Origin of the sequence: Janthinobacterium sp. SUN137 (assembly GCF_030587265.1) — a bacterium.
Classification (GTDB): Bacteria; Pseudomonadota; Gammaproteobacteria; order Burkholderiales; family Burkholderiaceae_D; genus Janthinobacterium; species Janthinobacterium kumbetense.
The window spans coordinates 110917-132735 of sequence record NZ_JAPWHZ010000005.1; the positions used below are offsets into that span (position 1 = coordinate 110917).

Sequence of the window (21819 nt, forward strand, 5' to 3'; positions counted from 1 at the left end):
GTCCTGTCAAAAAAAACGCGAAAAACCCGCACACCGCTCCAGGGGCCGTCTCAGGAACCAAAGAACGCCAGGACATCATCCTTGCGGGCTTGCGTATCGCGCTGTCCAAGACGGATCAGCTCGTTAGTATACGTCGATTCGAACAATAAATACGATGCCAGCGCCGCGCCGCGCGCTTCGGCCGCGCCGATACCCGACAACATGGTGCGGATGGGGCGGGGCAAACTGCCGATATGCCGGCTGGCGATGGCGTCGAGCCGCTCGGACGGCGCGATGACCAGCAATTCCACGGGCCGCAAGGCCGTCTTGCCCAGCAATTCGGGCGGCAGCATCGACAGGGTCAGGTTGATGCGGTTCAGGCGCTCGATGTCGACGGCCAGGCCATCGAGGAAGATCGACGACAGCGCGTGGCCGGCAATCTGCGCCAGGCTCGGGTAGCGTGCCGCTTCGGACGCGGCGGGCGCCGGTTCCGTCATGCGCCCCGCCCCCACCACCAGCACCTTGTTCGCGCCCAGGTGGATCGCCGGCGAGATCGGCGCCAGCTGGCGCATGGAACCGTCGCCGCAATATTCGCGCTGGCCGCCCACGTACAGGGGCACGGCGGGAAAGATGAAGGGGATGGCGGCCGAGGCGAGCAAGTGCTCCACGCCGATCTGGTCCGGCAGGGCCAGGCGCTGCGTGCGCACCCAGGGCGCGATATCCTCGGCCGTCTGGTAAAACGTCATGTGGCGGCTGCCCGAGTACGACGACGCCGTCACGGCCAGCGCATGCAGCAGGCCGTCGGCCAGGGCCGCGTCCAGGCGCGGCAGGTCGAGCATGCGGTGCAGCAGGCTGACCAGCGGCGTGTTGTCGAGCAGGGAGCTGGGCGGCGACGCGTGCCACTGGCGCAGCAGCCAGCCGAACGACAGCAGCGACAGCCAGCGCGCGCCCGAGCGGATCACGCCCAGCGAATCGGCCCGGTAGACTTGCTCGACTTCGATGTGCTGCCACACGTCGAGCAGCTTTTGCACGCCTTCGCCGAAGTTATCGGCACGGCAGGCCAGCGCCGTGGCGTTGATGGCGCCGGCCGAGGTGCCGCAGATGATGTCGAACGGGTTGCGCGCCGGCGCCCAGCCCGCTTCCCACAAAATCGCCGAAATCGCCTGCAGCACGCCCACCTGGTAGGCGGCACGGGCGCCTCCTCCCGTGAGTATCAAGCCTGTTTTATTTTGCATTCCCATGCCGGCAGATTAGCAGGGTCTTGATACTTTGTGGAAAAGTTTCAATCTCCCTTGACCATGCCTTCACGGCGCGGATCGGCGCCGCCAAACCAGAAGTCCTTGCCATGCGCATTCAGCCGCATGATGCCCTGCAAGCCGGAATTCTGTTCGATCACGCGCACCTCGTGGCCCATCGCCTGCAGCGCCTCGACTTGCGCGACAGGCGCGCGGCCCTTTTCCAGCTCCGTCGGGCCATTGCGGCTGCCGAAGTTCGGCAGGCTGATGGCTTGCTGCACGTTCAAGCCCCAGTCCATGGTGCCGACCAGCACCTTGGCGACATAGTTGATGATGGACGAGCCGCCGGGCGAACCCGTCGCCAGCACCAGCTTGTGCGTGCCCTTCTCGAACACAAGGGTGGGCGACATGGCGCTGCGCGGACGCTTGCCCGCTTCGACCCGGTTGGCGATGGGGCCGTCCGCATCGCGCGAATCGAACGAGAAATCCGTCAGCTGGTTATTCAGCAAAAAGCCGTCGACCATCTGGCGCGAACCGAACGCGTCTTCCACGCTGGTGGTCATCGACAGGCCGCCCCCAAAAGCATCCACCGCCACCAGGTGCGAGGTCGACGGGCGCTGCAAGGCGTTGTCCATGCCCCACGCCACCTGCATGCCCGGCGGCGTGCCAGGCAAGGCGCGGCCCATGGATTTCTCGCCGATCAGCGAGGCGCGCTGCGCCAGATAGGTTTTATCCAGCATCGAGGCGACGCCATTGCCCGGCAGCGGCACGAAGTCCGTGTCCGCCACGTAGCGGTTGCGGTCCGCGTAAGCCAGGCGCCCCGCTTCCGAGAACAGGTGGATCGCCCGCGCGTCGAGCACGCCGTCGACGGGCGCATACGGCCGGATATCCTTCACTTCCAGCATGCCCAGCATCTGCGCGATGGCGATGCCGCCCGACGATGGCGGCGGCATGCCGCACACGGTCCAGGCCTTGTAATCGCTGCAGACGGGTTCACGCACCTTGGCGCGGTAGCCGGCGATATCCTGCGCCGTCAGCTTGCCCGGATTTGTCGGATGCGCTGCCACCTTGGCGGCGATGTCGCGCGCGATGCGGCCGTTGTAAAACGCGTCGGCGCCGCCACGGGCGATCTCGCGCAGGGTGCGCGCCAGCTGCGGGTTTTTCAGCACGTGGCCGACGGGCCAGGCCTTGCCGTCCGGGTCATAGAAATACGCGGCGGCGACAGGGTCGCGCTTCAAGGCCTGGTCCCAGTTCAGCAGGCCGTTGAGGCGCTGGCTGACGGGAAAGCCGCCGTGCGCCAGCTTGATGGCGGGGCCGAACAGGGTCGCCCACGGCAGCTTGCCGTGTTCCTTGTGCGCCAGTTCCAGCATGCGCAGCACGCCCGGCGCGCCCACGGAACGCCCGCCCACCACGCCCGTGGCGCGCGAGACGGGACTGCCGTCGGCATTCTGGAACAGGTGTTCATCGGCGCTGGCAGGCGCCGTTTCGCGTCCGTCGAACGCTTGCACGCCCTTGGCCGTGGAGTACAGCAAAAAGGCGCCGCCGCCGATACCCGACGATTGCGGCTCGACCAGGGTGAGGACCAGCTGCGTGGCGATGGCCGCGTCGATGGCGCTGCCGCCCTTTTTCAGCATCTGGTAGCCGGCATCGGCGGCCAGCGGATTGGCGGCGGCAACCATGAATTTCTGTGCCGCCCAACCCGATTTTTCCGCATACGCGGTGGCGATTTCCGGTGCCTTTTGCGGCACTTCGGCAAATGCGGGACTGGCAGCGAGGGCTCCCAGCAAGGTCAGGCTCAGCGCCAGCGGCTTCAATATGATCATGGATTCTCCGATAAAAAAAGGGCGCACAGCCAGGCAAGGCTGTACGCCCCATACGGGGGTATCCTACATCAAATGCCCGTCAAGGCACTGCCCCTTACTTGGGCTGCATGCGGATGGCGCCGTCCAGGCGGATGGTCTCGCCATTGAGCATAACGTTTTCCACGATGGCTTTCACCAGTTGCGCGTATTCGCCAGGCTTGCCCAGGCGCGAAGGGAACGGCACCATCTTGCCCAGCGCGTCCTGCACTTCGGCCGGCATGCCCAGCAACATCGGCGTTTCGAAAATGCCGGGCGCCACCGTCATGACGCGAATGCCGTTGCGCGACAGGTCGCGCGCCATCGGCAGGGTCAGGCCCACCACGGCCGCCTTCGACGACGCATACGCGGCCTGGCCGATCTGGCCATCGTAGGCCGCCACGGACGCCGTGTTGATGATGATGCCGCGCTCGCCTTCGGCCGTCGCATCCTGTTTCGCCATGGCGTCGGCCGCCAGGCGGCACATATTGAAGGTGCCCACCAGGTTGATGTTGACGACCTTCTGGAACAGGGCCAGCGGATGCGGGCCATCCTTGCCCACGGTTTTCACGGCAGGCGCCACGCCGGCGCAGTTGACCAGGCCGCGCAAGGTGCCAAGCTTCGTGGCTGCCGCCACCACGGCCAGGCCGTCCTCTTCCGACGTCACGTCGCACTGGACGAACACGCCACCGAGTTCAGCGGCCAGCGCCTGGCCCGCTTCCGTCTGCACGTCGGCCAGCACGACCTTGCCGCCGGCCGCCGTCAGCATGCGCGCCGTGGCGGCGCCCAAGCCCGATGCGCCGCCCGTGATGATGAATACATTGTCCTGAATCTGCATGAAATCTCCTGAGTGATAAGGGCCGTGTTCCCGGCGCCTGATGGTTGATACATGATGCCATCATTACGTTTACGTAAACGTAATGTCGGCGACAATTGTAGCCATTTTTATGGTCACCGAGCGAAAACTTGCAGCGCTGGCGAATGAGAAAGTTAAAAACACTGCATGAAAGCGCCATTGCGGTGACAGATGCGCCCGTTGGCATCGAGCGTGGCGTTGCCCGCGCCGTTGTAGCGCGCGCCTGCCGCATCGCGGCAACCGCCTGAATCGCATGAGCCGATGGGCTGCGGCGCGCGCGGCATCGACACGGCGGGGCTGGGCGGCAGGGGCGCGATGGGCACGACCGGTGACGCAGGCTGCGCCGGCATGCGGCCGATCACCTGTGCCACGGAACGGCGCGGCTGCACGGGCGGCGCCGGGCGGCACGGCTCCACCGCCAGCTTGCCGCTGTCGCGCGGGTCGAGCTGGCACACGGGCAAAGGCTCAGTCAAGGACTCAGCAGGCGCCGCCTGCTCCTGCGCCCGGGCATGGCCGCCAGCGAGCAGCATGGAGCACGCCAGTGCCGATATCATTTTTGCCAGCCTCTTCATGCCGCCTCCCAAGCATCCATCGCAACTTTCATTATTGGCACACGCCGCGCCAGATGCCAGCGCGGGTAACAATTTGTCACGCTTGTACCTGCCATGCGCACAGCGTAACGGTGTTTTATTTCCTTTCAGCACTTTCCTTCTTGCCAGTATGGCATTACAATAAGAACGATTCTTATTCTCATTCGCAGGATGGGAGCGCATTTTTTACTCTTTTCATTCATTCATACCCGAGCCACCCGGAAGGCAGCCAGGAAATAACAACATCCGGAAAGTTCACCATGACCAAGCGTAGTCCCGCCTTCGTAGCCCCCGTCGCCACTCCCGCCCGCCCCCTCCATTCCGCCGCCCTGCTCCTGCCCTGCCTGCTCTCGCTGGCCGTCAGCAACGCCTGGGCCGAAGGCAATGTGGCCGCCGATCCCACCATGAACACGGTAGTCGTCACGGCGTCCGGCACGGCCATCGACATCAAGGATGCGCCGGCCAGCATCAGCGTCATCACGCGCGAGGAAATCGAGCGCCAGCCCGTGTATGACTTGAATACCTTGCTGCGCCGTATCCCCGGCGTGACAGGCGGCACCGGCCCCGAAGGCGAAGCGTCGAAGATCAAGCTGCGCGGTTTGCCCGACAAATACACCCTGATCCTGGTCGACGGCAAGCGCGTGGGCAGCTCGAGCGACACGGCTTACCGTCCCGACCTGGGCCGCCAGGACTTGAACTGGATCTCGCCCGACATGATTGAGCGCATCGAAGTGGTGCGCGGACCCATGTCGTCGCTGTACGGTTCGGACGCCATGGGCGGCGTGATCAACATCATCACGCGCAAGGTGCCGGGCAAGTGGAACGGTTCGGCCACGGCCAACTACACGCAACCGCAGGAAAGCGACCGCGGCACGGCTCACCAGCTGGGCGTCAACCTGGCCGGCCCCCTGTCGGACACGGTGGGCATGCGCCTGGGCGTGAGCCAGACGCGCCAGAATCCCGATGAAAAATTCGACAAAGCCGGTGGCATCGGCGGCGAACGCAACCAGACTGTCTCGGGCCAGCTGACCTGGGCGCTGGGCAAGAAACAGAACCTGTCGCTGGACGCCAGCTATGGCAGGCAGGAAGCCAGCGGTTCGAGCACACGCGATGCGGACGGCGAGTCGCTGGTTCCCAGCTGGGGCGCCAACAAGCTGATACGCAAGAGCGTCAGCCTCGGCTACGAAGGCCGCTGGGACTTCGGCAAGACCACGGTCAACCTGTATCACAACGATTTCGACAACCAATTCGTCGGCACGGTGGCCAAATCCAAGGACAGCACGCTCGATGCCAGCCTGGAAAAACGGGTCGGCTGGGGCGGCATCGAGCAAATGCTGGTGATGGGCGGCCAGTGGAAGCACCAGGAATTGACGAACACGAACACCATCGGCACCGTACCCACCGATTACCTGGGCAACACCGTGAGCGGCGCGACCCTGTCCGGCACCACCTCGGCCCTGTTTGCGGAAGATCAATTGTTCCTGCGCGAGGACTTGACGGCCACGGCCGGCTTGCGCCTCGATCACCACAGCAAGTTCGGCAACCATTACAGTCCGCGCCTGTACCTGGTGTACCACCCTGCCCCCGCCTGGACCATCAAGGGCGGCATCTCGCAAGGCTTCCGCGCCCCGAGCCTGAAGGAAAACTCGCCAGCGGCAGCGACCAACTCGGCCGGACGCGGTTGCGGCAGCCTCAAGCCGCTGGGCTACATCAAGGGCGACTGCTACATGGCCGGCAATGCGGACTTGAAGCCGGAAACGAGCACGGCCGGCGAGATCGGCGTGGCGTGGGAACAGAATGGCTGGGATGTGGGCCTGACCTACTTCCACACGGATTTCAAGAACAAGATCGACTATGCGCCGCTGGGCTTTTACCAGCAGCGCTGGTGGACCAAGATGACGAATATCCAGAAGGCGCGCACCAGCGGCCTGGAAGCGACGGCCACCATCCCGCTGACGAAAAACCTGAACTGGCGTAACAACGTCACCTACATGGCGGAAGCGAAAAACCTGACCACGGGCGCCAACCTGCTGTCGACGCCGAAGCTGTCGTGGTACTCGGCGCTGGGCTGGCAAGTCAACGACCAGCTGTTCGGCGAAGTCTCGGCCCAGTACACGGGCAAGGAACTCGACGCCGGCAAGCTGGCCGACAAGGCCTACACCATCGTCGACACCGTCGTGTCGTACAAGGTCACGCCGCAATGGACCGTGCGTGGCGGCGTGCAAAACCTGTTCAAGAAGGGTCCGATGGCCGATGGACTGGTCGACTATTACGTGCCGGGACGGCGCATGTTTGTCGGCCTGACGTCGCGCTTCTAAGCGGCTAGTACCGGGGCGGCGGCGTATCGGGCGGCGGCGTGGCGGCATTCGCCGGCACGCTGCCCAGCATCCGCCCGGCCGCGGGCACCTTGTGGCCGCTCGCATACATGCATTTCTGATAAGAATCATCGTAGCTGCGCTGCATGCCATGCGAGGAACTGTCGGCCGCGCCCGTGCCGGCCAGCTGCGCCTGCGCGTAGCCACGGCAACTGCCGTCATCGACGCGGAATTGCTCGGGGCTCTTGCCCGTGCCGGGCAAGGCCGTGGCCGACGGCCCTTCCGGCATCACCGTGCAGGCGGCCAGCAGCAGGGGCGCCAGCAGGCCGGCACGCCCCATCAACGCTTTCGTGTTCATCTTCGCCTCCCCGTCAGCGCACGCTGGTCGGCAGCACGGCACGCCATGCCGTACTGCAATTTTTCACATAGGGATAATAGCCCTGCGGTCTCGCGCAGTAGTACCACATCTGCACCGTCGGCTCGCCGCCCTGCTCGATGTATACGGGCGGCGGCTGCACGATCAGGGTGCGCCCATATGGATAGGGATAGCCATACCACGGGTCGCCATACCAGCCCGGCCCGTAGCCATACCACCAGGGCGATCCCACCCAGACGCCCACGTGCGAACGACCATGGAAGTGGCCGTGGCCGCCGTGAAAGCCGCCATGCCGGCCTGGCGCCGCCTGGGCCACTCCCGCCGTGACCGCCAATACCAACAGCGCCGCCAGCGCGCCGCCCTTCCTGCTGATGCTGTCCATGACATCCTCCCGCCTTCATGCCCAACTGTGACGCTCATTCCATTATTGACAGAGAGCCAGCACAAGCAAAGGCGCCGTAACAATTGCTCACCTTTGATACGCCGAGGATATGGACGGCAGGAAAGTTTCATTTACGCAAAATACAAACAGCCCCGCGGCGCTGGCCACGGGGCTGCCGGGATGGCGCAGTTTATTGCGCGGGCAAGCTTTGCACGGGTGTCGCCGGCGCCAGGATGGGCGGCGCGGGCGCGTGGATGGGCGCCGGCGCCTTGACGGCCAGCCAGCCCGTGGCCGGCAGCAGCGGCACCAGCAGCAGGGCCACGATATTGATGATCTTGATCAAGGGGTTCACTGCTGGACCGGCCGTATCCTTGTACGGGTCGCCCACCGTGTCGCCCGTGACGGCTGCCTTGTGCGCGTCCGAACCCTTGCCGCCGAAATGGCCATCCTCGATGTATTTCTTCGCATTGTCCCAGGCGCCGCCGCCCGTGGTCATGGAAATGGCCACGAACAGGCCCGTGACGATCGTCCCCATCAGCAAGCCACCGAGCGCCGCAGGCCCCAGCAGCATGCCCACGACGATGGGCACCACCACGGGCAGCAGGGACGGCACGATCATTTCGCGGATGGCCGACGCCGTCAGCATGTCCACGGCCTTGTCGTATTCGGGCCGCGCCGTACCTTCCATGATGCCCTTGATGTCACGGAACTGGCGCCGCACCTCCACCACCACGGCGCCGGCCGCGCGGCCCACGGCTTCCATCGCCATGGCGCCGAACAGATACGGTATCAAGCCGCCGATGAACAGGCCGACGATGACCATGGGGTTCGACAAATCGAAGGTGATGTGCTGGCCCACGGATTCGAGCGCATGCGTGTAGTCGGCGAACAGCACCAGCGCGGCCAGCCCGGCCGAGCCGATGGCGTAGCCCTTGGTGACGGCTTTGGTCGTGTTGCCGACGGCATCCAAAGGATCGGTGATGGCGCGCACGGAGTCGGGCAAGCCCGACATTTCCGCGATGCCGCCCGCGTTATCCGTGATGGGGCCATACGCGTCGAGGGCGACGATGATGCCCGCCATCGACAGCATGGAAGTGGCCGCGATGGCGATGCCGTACAGGCCCGCCAATTGATACGAAACGAGGATGGCGACGCAGACGGCCAGCACCGGGTACGCCGTGGACTTCATCGACACGCCCAGGCCGGCGATGATGTTCGTGCCATGGCCCGTCGTCGACGCTTCGGCGATGTGGCGCACGGGCTTGAAATCCGTGCCCGTGTAGTACTCGGTGATGTACACCATCAGGCCCGTGAGGACGATGCCGACGACGGTGGCGCCCAGCATCTTGTAGCGCATGGCGTCGTCGGGCCACAGCAGCCACGTCACCACGGCAAAACCGACCAGCGACAGGCCGGCCGCCCACCACAATCCCGTGTACAGGGCCGACATGATCTTCTTGCCGGGGGCCGTCTTGACCATCGAGCAGCCGACGATGGAAGCGAGGATGGAGACGGCGCCCAGCAGCAGCGGGTAGATGATGGCCGTGCTGCTGGCCTCTGCCATCAGCAGTGCGCCCAGCAGCATGGTGGCGATCAGGGTCACGACATAGGTTTCGAACAGGTCGGCCGCCATGCCGGCGCAGTCGCCCACGTTGTCGCCCACGTTGTCGGCGATGACGGCCGGGTTGCGCGGATCGTCCTCGGGGATGCCCGCTTCGACCTTGCCCACCAGGTCCGCGCCCACGTCGGCGCCCTTGGTAAAGATGCCGCCGCCGAGCCGCGCGAAGATGGAAATGAGCGAGGCGCCGAAGGCCAGGCCGATCAGGGGCTTGATCAGGTCATGCTGCGTGAGGCCGGGCGCGCCCGTCGTCGCCAGCAGCCAGTAGAACAGGGTCACGCCCAACAGGCCCAGGCCGACGACCAGCATGCCCGTGATCGCCCCGCCCTTGAAGGCCACGTTCAGTGCCTGGTTGATGCCCAGGGTGGCCGCCTGCGCCGTGCGCACATTGGCCCGCACGGAGACATTCATGCCGATGAAGCCGCAGGCGCCCGACAGCACGGCGCCGATCAAGAAGCCCAGGGCCGTGTGCAGGCCAAGCAGCGCGTAGATGGCGATCAACAACACCACGCCGACGATGGCGATGGTGCGGTACTGGCGCGCCAGGTAGGCGGCCGCGCCCTGCTGGATGGCCAGGGCGATTTCCTGCATGCGCGCGTTGCCGGGATCCTGCCTCAGGATCCAGCTGCGCGATACCAAACCGTAAATGACTGCGACCACGCCGCAGGCTACCGCAAACCACAAGCTTGCTGCCATATCGTCCCCTTCTGTTTTTATCCGACGTCATTGCCAACAGCTGCAGACCGCACCGGGTAGGCACGCGCAGCCAGGAAAACACGACCTGCAAAAAACCTGAACTACGAAAACGATGCGGCACCGCTGGCGAAAAGCGGGCACAAAAAAAGCGGACGCTCAGGTCCGCTTTTCATAAACTGCTTATTCCGCCAGGGCGGCAAATGCGCTGTCGCGGATTTGCTCGACCGGACCGACGCCGGCGATGCGGCGGTATTTCGGTGCGCCTGGCAGGCCGGACTTGGCCCAGTCATTGTAGTAGCCCAACAAGACCTTGGTCTGGTTGTGGTACACGTCCAGGCGCTTCTTGACCGTTTCCGCCTTGTCGTCGTCGCGCTGGATCAGCGGTTCGCCGGTGATGTCGTCGACGCCGTCGACCTTGGGCGGGTTGAATTTGACGTGATACACGCGCCCCGAACCCGGGTGGCTGCGGCGGCCGTCCATGCGCTCGATGATCGAAGCGTCAGGCACGTCGATTTCCAGCACGTAGTCGACATTGATGCCGGCGTCTTTCATGGCGTCCGCTTGCGCGATAGTGCGCGGGAAGCCGTCGAACAGGTAGCCATTGGCGCAATCGGCTTCCTGCAGGCGATTCTTGACCAGGCCGATCATGATGTCGTCCGACACGAGGCCGCCCGCATCCATGACTTTTTTCGCTGCCAGGCCCAGTTCGGAGCCTTCCTTGATCGCCGCGCGCAGCATGTCGCCCGTGGAGATTTGTGGAATGTTGTATTTTTCTTTGATGAAATTAGCTTGGGTGCCCTTGCCGGCACCGGGTGCTCCTAAAAGTATCAGACGCATTGAAAAGTTCCTAAAAAACAGATTTTGGATGGTGGTATGTGTAATTTTTTTTAGATGGTGTTGCTAAGGCTATCTTTCCCTACGAAACTTACCACAAAAAATCCCCGGAACGCCAGTTTGCTATCGAATTGCTATGCCCTGATTGATCAAAGCCAGCAATTCGCGCGGCGCACGTTTCAAAATGTGGTTTTTACTGCAGGCGCACAAAATTATATTTGCACGCCTGCCGTTTTGCGGGTAGCGCTTACAGGGCGCCGTAGTGGGCTTGCACCCTGGCAAGATCTTCCGGCGTGTCGACACCGGCTGCCGGCGCGCTATCGGTCACGTGGACGGCGATGGCAACACCGTGCCACAGCACGCGCAGCTGCTCCAGCGCTTCGATGGCTTCCAGCGGCGAGGCGGACAATTGCGGATATTCTTGCAAAAACGCATTGCTGTACGCATACAGGCCGATATGCCGCAGGGGAACGTAGCCTGCAGGCAAGCTGTCTTTCGACTGCGCGAAGCCGTCGCGGTGCCAAGGGATGGTGGCGCGCGAGAAATACAAGGCGCGGCCGTTCTTGTCCAGCACGACCTTGACCACGTTCGGATTGAACGCGTCGGCCACATCATGCAGCGGATGGGCGCAGGTGGCCATGGGGACGGCGGCGCTGATCTGCGCCGCGCAGGCGGCCAGCAGGGCCGGATCGATCAACGGTTCGTCGCCCTGCAGGTTGACGACGACGGCGTCCGGCGGCAGCCCGAGCGTGCGCGCCACTTCGGCGATGCGGTCCGTGCCCGACGGATGGTCGCTGCGCGTCATGCACACTTCCACGCCATGCGCGGCGCAGGCGGCGCGGATGCTGTCATGGTCGGTGGCGACGATGACGCGCGCGGCGCCCGAGAGCAGCGCCTGCTCGGCCACGCGCACCACCATGGGTTTGCCGCCCAGGTCGGCCAGCGGCTTGCCCGGCAGGCGCGTCGAGGCCAGGCGGGCCGGGATGATGACGATGAACGCCATCGTTATTCCACTGCGTCTTGCAGGGTGCGCGCTTCGTCCGCCCACATGATGGGGATGCCATCGCGGATAGGATAGGCCAGACGGTCGGCGCGGCAAATCAGTTCCTGCGCCTTCTTATCGTGTTCAAGCGGACCCTTGCAAACAGGGCAGACCAGGATATCAAGCAGTCGAGCGTCCACGACATTTCTCCACAATTTGTTGGGCCAGCGCGCTATCGATGCGCGCACTGACGGGGACGACCCACAGTCTCGGGTCATCTTTGAGATGTTCAATTTGCGCACATTTTACTGCATCCTTCTCGGTGATCAAGATCACATCCGTGTCGAGGGCGGCAAATGGCTGGTCGAGGAAGTCGTGATGGTCGGGCAGGGGCAGTTCCGTGAAGTCCAGTCCGGCCCCGCGCAGCATGGCAAAGAAGCGCCCGGGATTGCCGATGCCGGCCGCCGCCACGATGCGCAGGCCGCTGGCCGCCAGGTCGGCAAGGGCCATGCTTTCGCCGCGGTTCAGCATGCGCTCGGCCACGCCGCCGGCCAGCCACATCTGTACCACCAGCCCGCCTTGCGGCGCGACCTGGTCCACCAGTGCCGGCGCCAGCTCGGGCGCATTGATCACCGTCACGTCGCGCCGGCGGCGCGGCGATTCGCGCAGCGGTCCTGCCGGCAGCAGCCAGCCATTGCCGGCGCCGCGGCCGTCGAACAGCACGATTTCCACGTCGCGCTGCAGGGCGTAATGCTGCAAGCCGTCGTCCGTCACCAGCACGTCGACATCCGGGTGCGCGGCCAGCAGCGCCCTGCCCGCTTGCGCGCGGTCGCGCCCCACCACCACGGGGCAGCCGCCGCGCTGGAAGATCAGCAGCGGCTCGTCGCCCACCTGCTGCGGCGTGGAGGCGGTGCTGACGGCGCGCGGCAAGCGGTCGGCGCTGCCATGGCCGCGCGAAATGACGCCCGGGCGCATGCCCGCGTCGCGCAAGGCTTGCACCAGCCAGATCGTCAACGGCGTCTTGCCCGTGCCGCCGATGAAAATGTTGCCGACGACAACGACGGGCACGGGCAGGCGCGCCGATTTCAGAAGGTTGGCCCGGTACAGGCCGCGCCTGACGCTGCTCAAGGCGCCGAACAGCAGCGACAAGGGCCACAGCGCACACGCCAGCGGACCGCGCGTCAGCCAGGCGCGGGTGAGAGTGGATTCAAGCTTGAGGGGTGGGGAAGTGGGCATGCGGTGAAGGGTAAAGGGCTGGGGTCTGACCCCAATTTTGTTGCCGGTAACGGTAGGAACTTACTTGCCGCCCGCCTGCGCCGCAAACGTCAGCTTTTCATAACCGGCCAGGCGCGCCGCTTCCATCACGTGGATGACCATCTGGTGCATGGCGAACTGGTCGGCGTTGACCACCACGACGGGCGTCTGCGCGGGCGCCTTGCCGCCATTGGCCGCCTTGGCCGCATCCTGCAAGGCGTCAGCCAGGCCGGCCACGTCGCGGAACGAGACGGGTTCGCGGTTGACCGTGTAGTTACCCTTGGCATCGATGGTGACGTCGAGCTGCTGCGGCTTGTCCTTCGCTTGCTCGGCATCGGCCGTCGGCAAGGTGATCTGCAGCTCCGTGAACTTGCTGTAGGTGGTGCTGACCATGAGGAAGATCAGGATCACCAGCAACACGTCGATGAACGGGATCAGGTTGATTTCGGGGTCTTCACGCCCCTTGCCTTTGCGGAAGTTCATTTGCGGCCACTGTGGACGATGTCGACGAACTTGACCGCTTGTTGCTCCATGTCAATGACAAAGCTGTCGACGAGGGCGCGGAAGTGGCGGTAGAAAATCAGGGCCGGCATGGCGATGGCCAGGCCAAACGCCGTGTTATACAAGGCGACGGAAATACCGTGCGACAGCGCCGCGTTCGACGCGGTGGCGCCGGGCGAGGCAAAAATCTCGATCATGCCGATCACCGTGCCGAACAGCCCCATCAGCGGCGCCAGGGTGGCGATGGTGCCCAGGGTCGTCAAGAAACGTTCCAGCGTGTGGGCCACGCCGCTGCCCGCCTCTTCGATCGATTCCTTCATCACTTCGCGCGGCGCGTCGACGTTGCGCAGGGCGGCGGCCAGCACCACGCCCAGCGGCGAGTTGCCTTCCAGCTTGGCCACCGTGTCCGGCGTGATCTTGCCGCTGCGATACACCTGCACCACTTCATCAAACAGCTTGCGGGGCAGTATCTTGACGCGGCGCAAATACAGCAGGCGCTCGATGATCAGGGCCAGGGCGACGATGGAAGCGATCAACAACAGCCAGATGGGCCAGCCAGCGGCTTGAAATATAGCGAGCAAAAGAAACTCCTGATAGAGGAAAGGCGATGAACCGCCCGAACAGCCTGTATTGTACCGAGCGCCGAAGACCGATTGTACGTCCGCGCGGGAATGGCGCAATGTAGCGCGTTGCCGCGCCGGCGGCAAGTGGCGCCCGCATGGCACTTGTCCACACGGCCCGGCGGGCGCGCGCCAAGCGCCCCCAGTTTTGCACACTTTGTGTGGATAAGATTGTGAGCAAGCATGAAGTCCAGCATGCAAGCCATTGATTTACAAGTGAATTATTGTACTGCGCAAAATACAGGCATAGCAGCTTATCGACAGGAGTCAATGTCATAAAATCAAGAATTCAAGAGTTCTGCACATTTACTGTGGACAAGATTGTGCGCAAAGCCGAGGAATTCAATTAAACCATTGATTTTAAAGGAAATTAAATCAATGAGTAAAAAAGTGGCAGCGAGCACGAAATCGACGCCAGAGTGACCGTCAAAGTTCTGCACACAATCTGTGGACAAGATTGTGTGCAAGCGCAAGGATACGCGCTAAGTACTTTGATTTATATCGTTTTTATTGCCATGCATAAAAATGTGGCAAGCGCTGAAAAGCGGGCTTTTATCGGTCCGATTGCGCTTCGAAACGGCAGTTTTCCACCGCAAAGGCAGTTTCGCACATAAAGTGTGGATAAGATTGTGAGCAAGCGGATTGACTCCATGCAAGATCATTGATTTTAAAGGAGTTTTTTTCAATGCTGAAAAATGAGGCAGTGCAACGACCTGGCCGAGTAGTGGAAAACCAGGCGAAAAAACGAAACGATTTATGCAGTTTTGCACATATTCTGTGGATAAGATTGTGAGCAAGGCCCACGATGTGATGCTATACCATTGATTTATATGGCTATTTTTATGCTGCGCAAAATTCAGGCAAGCCATGCCATGGGCATTCCAGTGGATAAATCCGGCGCCGCGCCAGAGTTCTGCACATTTTTTGTGGATAAGATTGTGCGCAAGGCCATGCATGGCATACTAAGCGCTTGATTCCTATGCTCTTTATTTCCGTGCGCAAAAATGTAGCAAGGCATTTTTATCGGTCAATGCCGGCTTGCCGGGCCATGTTTGTCCAAGGCAAAAAGTTCCGCACACTTTCTGTGGATAACTTTGTGCGTAAGTGGCAGGGGCTGTACTGATGTGCTTGATATTAAAGGTTTTTTTCCCTGTGCACGCAAATCAGGCATACGGGAATTCATCATGAAATCAAATACTTAGAAATAGAACTTGTTGTTTTGCACGATATATGACATAAGCATGACCTCGCCGATAATATGTGGACAGTTCCCTCACCTCCCCCAGCTTGATCATGACCGACACCCCGACTGACAGCGGCTTTGCCGCCCCGCCCGTGCTGACCGTCAGCGCCCTGAACCAGGCCGTCGCGCGCCTGCTCGAGCGCTCGTTTCCCCTGACCTGGATCGCCGGCGAGATTTCCAACTTCACGCGCGCCGCTTCCGGCCACTGGTATTTCACCCTGAAGGACGATGGCGCCCAGGTGCGCGCCGTGATGTTCCGCGGCCGCGCCCAGTTTGCCGGCTTCACGCCGCGCGAAGGCGACAAGGTGGAAGTGCGCGCCCTCGTCACCCTGTACGGCGCGCGCGGCGATTACCAGATCAACGTGGAAGCCATCCGCCGCGCCGGCGTGGGCGCCCTGTATGAAGCGTTCCAGCGCCTGAAGGAAAAGCTGGCCGCGCAAGGGCTGTTCGACCAGGAACGCAAGCGCGCCATCCCCATGTTCGCGCGCAGCATCGGCATCGTCACCAGCCCGCAGGCGGCCGCCCTGCGCGACGTCTTGATCGCGCTCAAGCGCCGCGCGCCGCACGTCAACATCATCCTCTACCCCACGCCAGTGCAGGGCCAGCAGGCGCCGGAAAAAATCGCGCACGCCATCCGCACGGCATCAACAAGGGCCGAGTGCGACGTGCTGCTGGTGTGCCGCGGCGGCGGCAGCATCGAGGATCTGTGGTCGTTCAACGATGAAGCCGTGGCATACGCGATCGCCGATTGCTCCATGCCCGTGATCAGCGGCGTGGGCCACGAGACGGATTTCACCATCGCCGACTTCGCGGCCGACCTGCGCGCGGCCACGCCGACGGCGGCGGCCGAACTGGCGGCCACGCCGCGCGCCGACTGGATGGCGTCCCTGCGCGCCGATGCGGCGGACCTGCGCCGCGCCATGCGCCGCAGCCTCGACGATGCGGCGCAGACCCTGGACCGCCACAGCCGCCGCCTGCTCAACCCGAAGGCGCAGCTGCAGCAGCAGCGCCTGCAGCTGCTGGCCCTGTCGACGGCCATGACGCATGCGGCGCGCGCGCCCGTGACCCAGTCGCAGTACGCACTGGAGCGCCTGCGTGCGCGCTGGGCGGCCTTGCGACCCGACGTCACGGCGCCGCGCGCGCGCCTGGTGGAAATGCAGCGGCGCGGCGGCGCGGCCATGGCGCAGCAACTGACGCAGCGGCGCCACCGCCTCGACGGCCTGGCGGCGCAGCTGGAACTGCTCAATCCCCAGCGCACCCTGGAACGGGGCTACGCCATCCTGCGCGATGAAAAAGGCGCGATCGTGCGCTCGCCGGCGCAGCTGCAGGCGCGCCAGAACGTCAACGTGCGCCTGGCCGAAGGCAGCGCGCAGATCGGCATCGCCAGCGTGCAAGCGACCTTGGAATAAAAAAGGCCGGGGAAGAACCCCGGCCCAACACCTTCCCTACTGAGTGGACTGCTACTGCGACTGCTCTTTCCCCCTACGCCATCAGAACTTCATCGACACGCGCGCGCCAAAGGTGCGCGGCGCGTTGTAGAAGGCGCCGTAGATCTGTTGTGTGGGCTGGCATGGCATGCCCACGTCCGTGCAGATTTCATTGACGTCCAGCTTGACGGCCTTGTCGGTGGCATTCTGCACGAACGCTTCCACCGTGTAGGCCTTGTTCGCCGGCTGGAAGCGCAGGCTCAGGTCCAGCGTCGTATACGCTTCCTGGCGCTTGACGCCGGCATGGCCCGGCACGTCGCCGTTGAACGCGCCCGCACCGACATACGACATGGTTTCGTAGTGCACCGAGGCGCGCGGCGTGAGCTGGCCGCCGGCGACATTGAAATCATGCTCGTACTGGACGGTCGTGGAAAACTTCGGCGCATGCTTCATGGTGCTGCCGCCCACGTTCACCAATGGCGCCGTCGAACCGCAGGACTGGCCATTCGCGCGCGCCGCATCGACGTCGCACGACATAAAATCGTCATACACGGCTTTGAGCCAGGTGGCGTTGCCCGTCAGGCGGTCGACCTTCGTTGGCCGCCAGACCCATTCCGCTTCCAGGCCCTTGACGGTGGCACCGGCCGCATTGAAGTTGGCCAGCACGCTGTTGACCACCTGCGACTCGAGCTTGTCCTTGTACTTCATCAAAAACGCGTCGAGGTTCAGGGTCAGTTCGCGGTTCAGCAAGTCCGACTTGAAACCGATTTCATAGCTGGTCAGCTTTTCCGGCTTGGTGGTGGCGCCGCCGTCGCCGATGGCCGGCGAGTGGAAGCCCGTCGTCACGGAGCCGAACAGCAAAATATCCGGGCGCAGCTTGTACTCGATGCGGCCCAGCCAAGTGGCCTGGCCGTATTTCAGGTCGGCCGTGTTGTCGCCCGGCGTATTGCCGCAGCTGGCGGCCGTGATGGCGCCGCCGGGGCCGATATTGTGCGTGTTGGCCAGGCCCGTGCCGGGCGTGACCAGCTGGCGCAGCTGGTCGGCAGTAAGGACCGTGGTGCCCAGCGGCGTGTTGGCGGGCCAGTTCGGGCAAGCCCAGTTCTTGCCGCCGATATCGAATTTATGGTCTTTCGTATAGCGCGCACCGGCCGTCAGCTTGATCTGGTCCGTCACCTGCTGGCTGACCTGGCCGAACACGGCTTTCGATTTGAGCTGGCGGTCGCCCTGGATGAAGGACATGGCCGAGGCATACTGGCCCACGGTGGGCTGCACGAAAATCACGGCGCCGTTGGCGATATCCTGCTGCACGGCCGCCTGCGAAATCTGGCTGCGGTCGATGTCGAAGCGCACCTTGTTCTTTTCATTGAACAGGAACAGGCCCGCCACCCACTGGAACGGCGCATCGTCGTCCGAGCGCGCCTGCAGCTCGTGCGAATAGCTGTCGAACTGCGCCCAGTCGGTACGGTTTTCCGACTTGAAGCCGGGGAACAGGCCCGCATCGGAATCGTTGCTGTTCTGGCGCTTGTAGCGGCTCCAGCTGCCCAGGTAAGTGAAGTCGAGCGCATCGGTCGGCTTGTAATTGAGCTTGCCCTTGTAGGTCAGGATCGACTGATCCAGGGTGCCCGGCGTGTCGATCAGGGCCGAACGCAGCTTCTCTCCCGCTTTCGGTTCGGCCGCCAGGTAGACGTTGCCCGCGCCCTGGTCGAGGAAGTAGTCGGCGATGAACGTGCCGCGCAACTGCGGCGTGAACTTCCACAGCAGGGAGGCGCGCACGCCCATCTGGTCGCCGGCGCCATACTTGGCCGTGCCCGGCATGACGTTCGAGCCGCGACGGAAGTCCACCGTGCCATCATGGCTATCCTTGATGGCGGCGATGCGCAGCGCCACGTCGTCCGAAAACGGGATATTGATCATGCCCTGCGTCTGCAGATGGCGCTTGTCACCCACGGTGATGCCGGCCGAGCCCATGAACTTGGCCGTGCTCGGCGCAGCCGACACGAGGTTGACGGCGCCGGCCGTCGAATTGCGGCCATTCAGGGTGCCCTGCGGTCCGCGCGCCACCTCCACGTGGCTCAAGTCATACATCAGCGCCGTGGCGCCCTGCGGACGCGGCGAATACACGCCGTCGACATAGAAGGCGACGGCCGGGTCGCCCAGCTCCGTGTGATTGGCCGAGCCGACGCCGCGCATGTAGACGTGCACGCCGCCCGAGTCGCCATGCTGCTCGACGACGAGGCTGGGCACCATGGTGGCCAGCGACGCCAGGTCCTTGACCTGGTTGTTTTGCAGGGTGTCCTGGTTGAAGGCGGTGACGGCCAGCGGCGTCTCCTGCACGAAGGTATTGCGGCGCGTGGCCGTGACGACGATGCGGTCCATCTGCTCGGCGGCCGGTTTTGCCGCGTCGGTGGCTGCCGCGGTGCTGGCCGCTTCCTGGGCCATGGCGGCGCCGCTGCCCAGCAAGATGAACTGGGCGAAGGTCGCATGCGCCAGGCTGAGGGCGATGGTATTGCGTTTGAGCTGTTGCATTGTTGTTGTCTCCTGTACCGCTGGTTGAATGATGATCACATAGCTCTTTGGCTACTGCTGCACATTTTTTGGGTGTCAATCTGAAGTCATGTCGCCTCCGTGCGGGGTCAATGGGTAGCCACGGCGCGCCCGGCCGTGTCGAATAGAAAGGCATGGCCTTCTTCCGGCGCGAAGCCGATGGCGCTGCCCTGCGCCAGCGCGTGGCGCGCCTCGCCATGCAGCTTGATGGCCACCGTATGGGGGCTGGCGTCCAGCGTGGCGTGGATGATTTGCGCATCGCCCAGCTGCTCGATCAGGGTGACCGTGGCGCCGTAGCCTTCATTGCGCGGCACCAGGCGCAGGTGTTCGGGGCGTATGCCGACCAGCATGCCCGCCTCGCCGCCGAGTTCGCTGGCCAGCGCGGGCATGGCGGCGCACGTCAAAAAGTTCATGCGCAGGGCGCCGATGAAGCCGGCCACGAACTGGCTGGCCGGATGGCGGTACAGCTCCAGGGGCGCACCCACCTGCTCCAGGTGGCCGCCGTGGAAGACGGCGACCCTGTCGCCGAGTGTCATGGCTTCGACCTGGTCGTGGGTGACGTAGATCATGGTGGTGCCCAGTTCCTGGTGCAGCTTGGCCAGCTCGATGCGCGTCTGCACGCGCAGCGAGGCATCGAGGTTCGACAGCGGCTCGTCGAACAGGAACACCTTCGGCTGGCGCACGATGGAGCGGCCGATGGCCACGCGCTGGCGCTCGCCGCCGGACAATGCCTTGGGTTTGCGGTCGAGCAGATGCGTGATCTGCAAAATCTCGGCCACCTTGCCGACGGCCGCGCGCACCTCGGCTTCCGGCCTGCCCGCCAGCTTCAGGGCAAAGCCCATGTTGTCGCGCGCCGTCATGTGCGGATACAGGGCGTAGCTCTGGAAGACCATGGCGATGCCCCGCTCTGCCGGTGCCACGTCATTGGCCAGCAGGTCGCCGATGCGCAGCTGGCCCGCGCTGATGTCTTCCAATCCCGCGATCATGCGCAGCAGGGTCGACTTGCCGCAACCCGATGGCCCGACGAAGACCATGAATTCGCCGTCGTGGATATCGAGGTCCAGGCCCTTGACGATTTCCGGGCCGTCGCCGTAGGTCTTGCGGATGCCGCGCAGGGAGATGGCGGCCATGTCAGTGCTCCCCGGCCAGGACGGCCGCATCGGCATGCGCGGCGCGCTGCGCGGCGATGAAATCGCGGTACCACAGGGCGCTGTCCTTGAAGCTGCGCCGCTGCGTGGCGTAATCGACGTACAGCATGCCGAAGCGCTTGGCGTAGCCCGAATTCCACTCGAAGTTGTCCATCAAACTCCAGTAGAAATAGCCACGCACGTCGATGCCCTGTGCGATCACGGCGCGCAAGGCATCCAGGTGCAGCTGCACGTATTCGATGCGCGCCTCGTCGTGGATCTTGCCGCCGACGGGCTTGTCGGCCACGGCCATGCCGTTTTCCGTGATGTAGACGGGCGGCAGCCGGTATTCGCGGTGCAGACCCACGAGCAGCTCCGTCAAGCCTTGCGGATAGGTTTCCCATCCCATGTCGTTGACGCCAAGCTTGCATTCGGGCTTGCGCGGCGGCGTCTCGGCGCTCATGAAGGCGCGCGTGTAGTAGTTCACGCCAAGGAAATCGATGGGCTGCTTGATATCCATGAAATCGTTTTCAAAGATGGATAAAGCGGAAGCGTCGGCATGTTTCAGGGCCAGGGCCGGGTAGCGGCCCTTGAAGATGGCGTCCATATACCACTGCACCGAGCGCGCATATTCCAGTTCGGCCAGCTCGCGGTCCTGGGCGCTGTCGGTGGCCGGCGTGGCCGTCCACTGATTGAGCACGATGCCCAGTTTCGCGGGCGGATTGACGGCGCGCATCGCTTGCATGGCCAGGCCGTGCGACAGCAGCAGATGGTGCGACACTTGCACGGCGGCGGCCGGGTCGGCCATGCCGGGCGCGAACTGGCCCGTGCCGTGGCCCAGCACGGCCGTGCACCACGGTTCGTTATGGGTGGCGATGCTGGCGACCTTGTGGCCGAAGCGGCGCGCCACCTCGGCCGCGTAGGCGGCAAAGTGATAGCAGGTGGCGCGATTGAGCCAGCCGCCCTCGTCCTGCAACGCTTGCGGCAAGTCCCAGTGGTACAGGGTCAGGTGCGCATCGAGGCCCTTGGCGGCCAGGGCGTCGAGCAGGCGCGCATAGAAGTCGAAGCCGGCCTCGTTCCAGGCGCCGGAACCCGTGGGCTGCACGCGCGACCAGGACATGGAAAAGCGGTAGGCGTTCACGCCCAGGTTGGCGATCAGCTCCACGTCCTCGGCATAGCGATGATAGTGGTCGCAGGCCACGTCGCCATTGCTGCCGTCGATGATCTTGCCATCCGTGTGGCTGAAGGTATCCCAGATGGACGGGCCGCGACCGTCGATGGCGGCGGCGCCCTCGATCTGGTAGGCGCTGGTGGCCACGCCCCAGGTGAAGGTGGCGGGGAAATTGCTGTCGGTGTCGTCGTTATGCATGGTGGTCATGTCAGTGTGAGTGGATTAAAGAGA

The 21819-nt window shown here is 63.8% G+C and carries 19 protein-coding genes; 2 read left to right on the forward strand and 17 right to left on the reverse strand.

Translation table 11 applies throughout. The features are described from left to right. Positions 1 to 50: 50 nt before the first annotated feature. From O3298_RS24505 to O3298_RS24520, 4 genes are all read right to left on the reverse strand, one after another. A complete protein-coding gene (locus O3298_RS24505; protein ID WP_034751717.1) occupies positions 51 to 1220 on the reverse strand; it encodes a patatin-like phospholipase family protein in 1170 nt (389 codons plus the stop codon). A gap of 41 nt (positions 1221 to 1261) precedes the next feature. Next, positions 1262 to 3037 carry a gamma-glutamyltransferase gene (gene ggt / locus O3298_RS24510; RefSeq protein WP_289906167.1) on the reverse strand — a complete coding sequence of 592 codons (1776 nt, stop codon included), beginning with the start codon at positions 3035 to 3037 and terminating at the stop codon, positions 1262 to 1264. A 94-nt stretch (positions 3038 to 3131) separates the two neighbouring features. Continuing rightward, positions 3132 to 3890, reverse strand: coding sequence for a 3-hydroxyacyl-CoA dehydrogenase (locus O3298_RS24515; RefSeq protein WP_099665094.1), 759 nt, complete (start codon positions 3888 to 3890; stop codon positions 3132 to 3134). 152 nt (positions 3891 to 4042) lie between these two features. After that, the gene (locus tag O3298_RS24520) at positions 4043 to 4438 is read right to left on the reverse strand and encodes a hypothetical protein (RefSeq protein WP_289918356.1); all 396 of its coding nucleotides are present in this window, start codon (positions 4436 to 4438) and stop codon (positions 4043 to 4045) included. 320 nt (positions 4439 to 4758) lie between these two features. Here O3298_RS24520 and O3298_RS24525 point away from each other — a divergent pair, with 320 nt between their 5' ends. After that, positions 4759 to 6816 carry a TonB-dependent receptor domain-containing protein gene (locus O3298_RS24525; protein WP_305060751.1) on the forward strand — a complete coding sequence of 686 codons (2058 nt, stop codon included), beginning with the start codon at positions 4759 to 4761 and terminating at the stop codon, positions 6814 to 6816. A 4-nt stretch (positions 6817 to 6820) separates the two neighbouring features. Here O3298_RS24525 and O3298_RS24530 read toward each other — a convergent pair whose 3' ends face one another. The 10 genes from O3298_RS24530 to O3298_RS24575 all read right to left on the reverse strand — a co-directional run bounded on the left by O3298_RS24530 (position 6821) and on the right by O3298_RS24575 (position 15032). Then, positions 6821 to 7171 carry a glycine zipper family protein gene (locus O3298_RS24530; RefSeq protein ID WP_289900020.1) on the reverse strand — a complete coding sequence of 117 codons (351 nt, stop codon included), beginning with the start codon at positions 7169 to 7171 and terminating at the stop codon, positions 6821 to 6823. A gap of 13 nt (positions 7172 to 7184) precedes the next feature. Next, a complete protein-coding gene (locus tag O3298_RS24535; RefSeq protein ID WP_289900019.1) occupies positions 7185 to 7571 on the reverse strand; it encodes a hypothetical protein in 387 nt (128 codons plus the stop codon). A 190-nt stretch (positions 7572 to 7761) separates the two neighbouring features. After that, positions 7762 to 9885, reverse strand: a complete 2124-nt coding sequence (locus O3298_RS24540) for a sodium-translocating pyrophosphatase (RefSeq protein ID WP_289918351.1) — start codon at positions 9883 to 9885, stop codon at positions 7762 to 7764. Between the two features lie 180 nt (positions 9886 to 10065). Further along, the gene (gene adk / locus O3298_RS24545) at positions 10066 to 10722 is read right to left on the reverse strand and encodes an adenylate kinase (protein ID WP_077400901.1); all 657 of its coding nucleotides are present in this window, start codon (positions 10720 to 10722) and stop codon (positions 10066 to 10068) included. 244 nt (positions 10723 to 10966) lie between these two features. Then, positions 10967 to 11722, reverse strand: a complete 756-nt coding sequence (kdsB, locus tag O3298_RS24550; protein ID WP_305060752.1) for a 3-deoxy-manno-octulosonate cytidylyltransferase — start codon at positions 11720 to 11722, stop codon at positions 10967 to 10969. 2 nt (positions 11723 to 11724) lie between these two features. Continuing rightward, a complete protein-coding gene (locus tag O3298_RS24555; RefSeq protein WP_010395789.1) occupies positions 11725 to 11901 on the reverse strand; it encodes a Trm112 family protein in 177 nt (58 codons plus the stop codon). Beyond that, a complete protein-coding gene (gene lpxK / locus O3298_RS24560; protein WP_305060753.1) occupies positions 11882 to 12937 on the reverse strand; it encodes a tetraacyldisaccharide 4'-kinase in 1056 nt (351 codons plus the stop codon). Before lpxK ends, O3298_RS24555 begins: the two co-directional genes overlap by 20 nt. Before the next feature lie 60 nt (positions 12938 to 12997). Continuing rightward, positions 12998 to 13438 carry a biopolymer transporter ExbD gene (locus tag O3298_RS24565; RefSeq protein WP_035825768.1) on the reverse strand — a complete coding sequence of 147 codons (441 nt, stop codon included), beginning with the start codon at positions 13436 to 13438 and terminating at the stop codon, positions 12998 to 13000. Next, positions 13435 to 14037, reverse strand: a complete 603-nt coding sequence (locus O3298_RS24570) for a MotA/TolQ/ExbB proton channel family protein (protein ID WP_289906176.1) — start codon at positions 14035 to 14037, stop codon at positions 13435 to 13437. Before O3298_RS24570 ends, O3298_RS24565 begins: the two co-directional genes overlap by 4 nt. Before the next feature lie 521 nt (positions 14038 to 14558). Then, on the reverse strand, positions 14559 to 15032 hold the full coding sequence (locus O3298_RS24575; protein WP_305056790.1) for a hypothetical protein: 474 nt from the start codon (positions 15030 to 15032) through the stop codon (positions 14559 to 14561). 337 nt (positions 15033 to 15369) lie between these two features. Between O3298_RS24575 and xseA the strand changes: the two genes are divergently transcribed. Beyond that, the gene (xseA, locus tag O3298_RS24580; protein ID WP_305060754.1) at positions 15370 to 16728 is read left to right on the forward strand and encodes an exodeoxyribonuclease VII large subunit; all 1359 of its coding nucleotides are present in this window, start codon (positions 15370 to 15372) and stop codon (positions 16726 to 16728) included. Positions 16729 to 16809: 81 nt separating this feature from the next. Here the strand turns inward: xseA and O3298_RS24585 are convergent, their stop codons facing one another. From O3298_RS24585 to O3298_RS24595, 3 genes are all read right to left on the reverse strand, one after another. Next, positions 16810 to 19272, reverse strand: a complete 2463-nt coding sequence (locus O3298_RS24585; RefSeq protein ID WP_305060755.1) for a TonB-dependent receptor — start codon at positions 19270 to 19272, stop codon at positions 16810 to 16812. 107 nt (positions 19273 to 19379) lie between these two features. Then, positions 19380 to 20420: an ABC transporter ATP-binding protein gene (locus tag O3298_RS24590; protein ID WP_305060756.1), complete on the reverse strand. Its 1041-nt coding sequence runs from the start codon at positions 20418 to 20420 to the stop codon at positions 19380 to 19382. A gap of 1 nt (position 20421) precedes the next feature. Next, on the reverse strand, positions 20422 to 21795 hold the full coding sequence (locus tag O3298_RS24595; protein WP_305060757.1) for a GH1 family beta-glucosidase: 1374 nt from the start codon (positions 21793 to 21795) through the stop codon (positions 20422 to 20424). Positions 21796 to 21819: the final 24 nt, after the last annotated feature.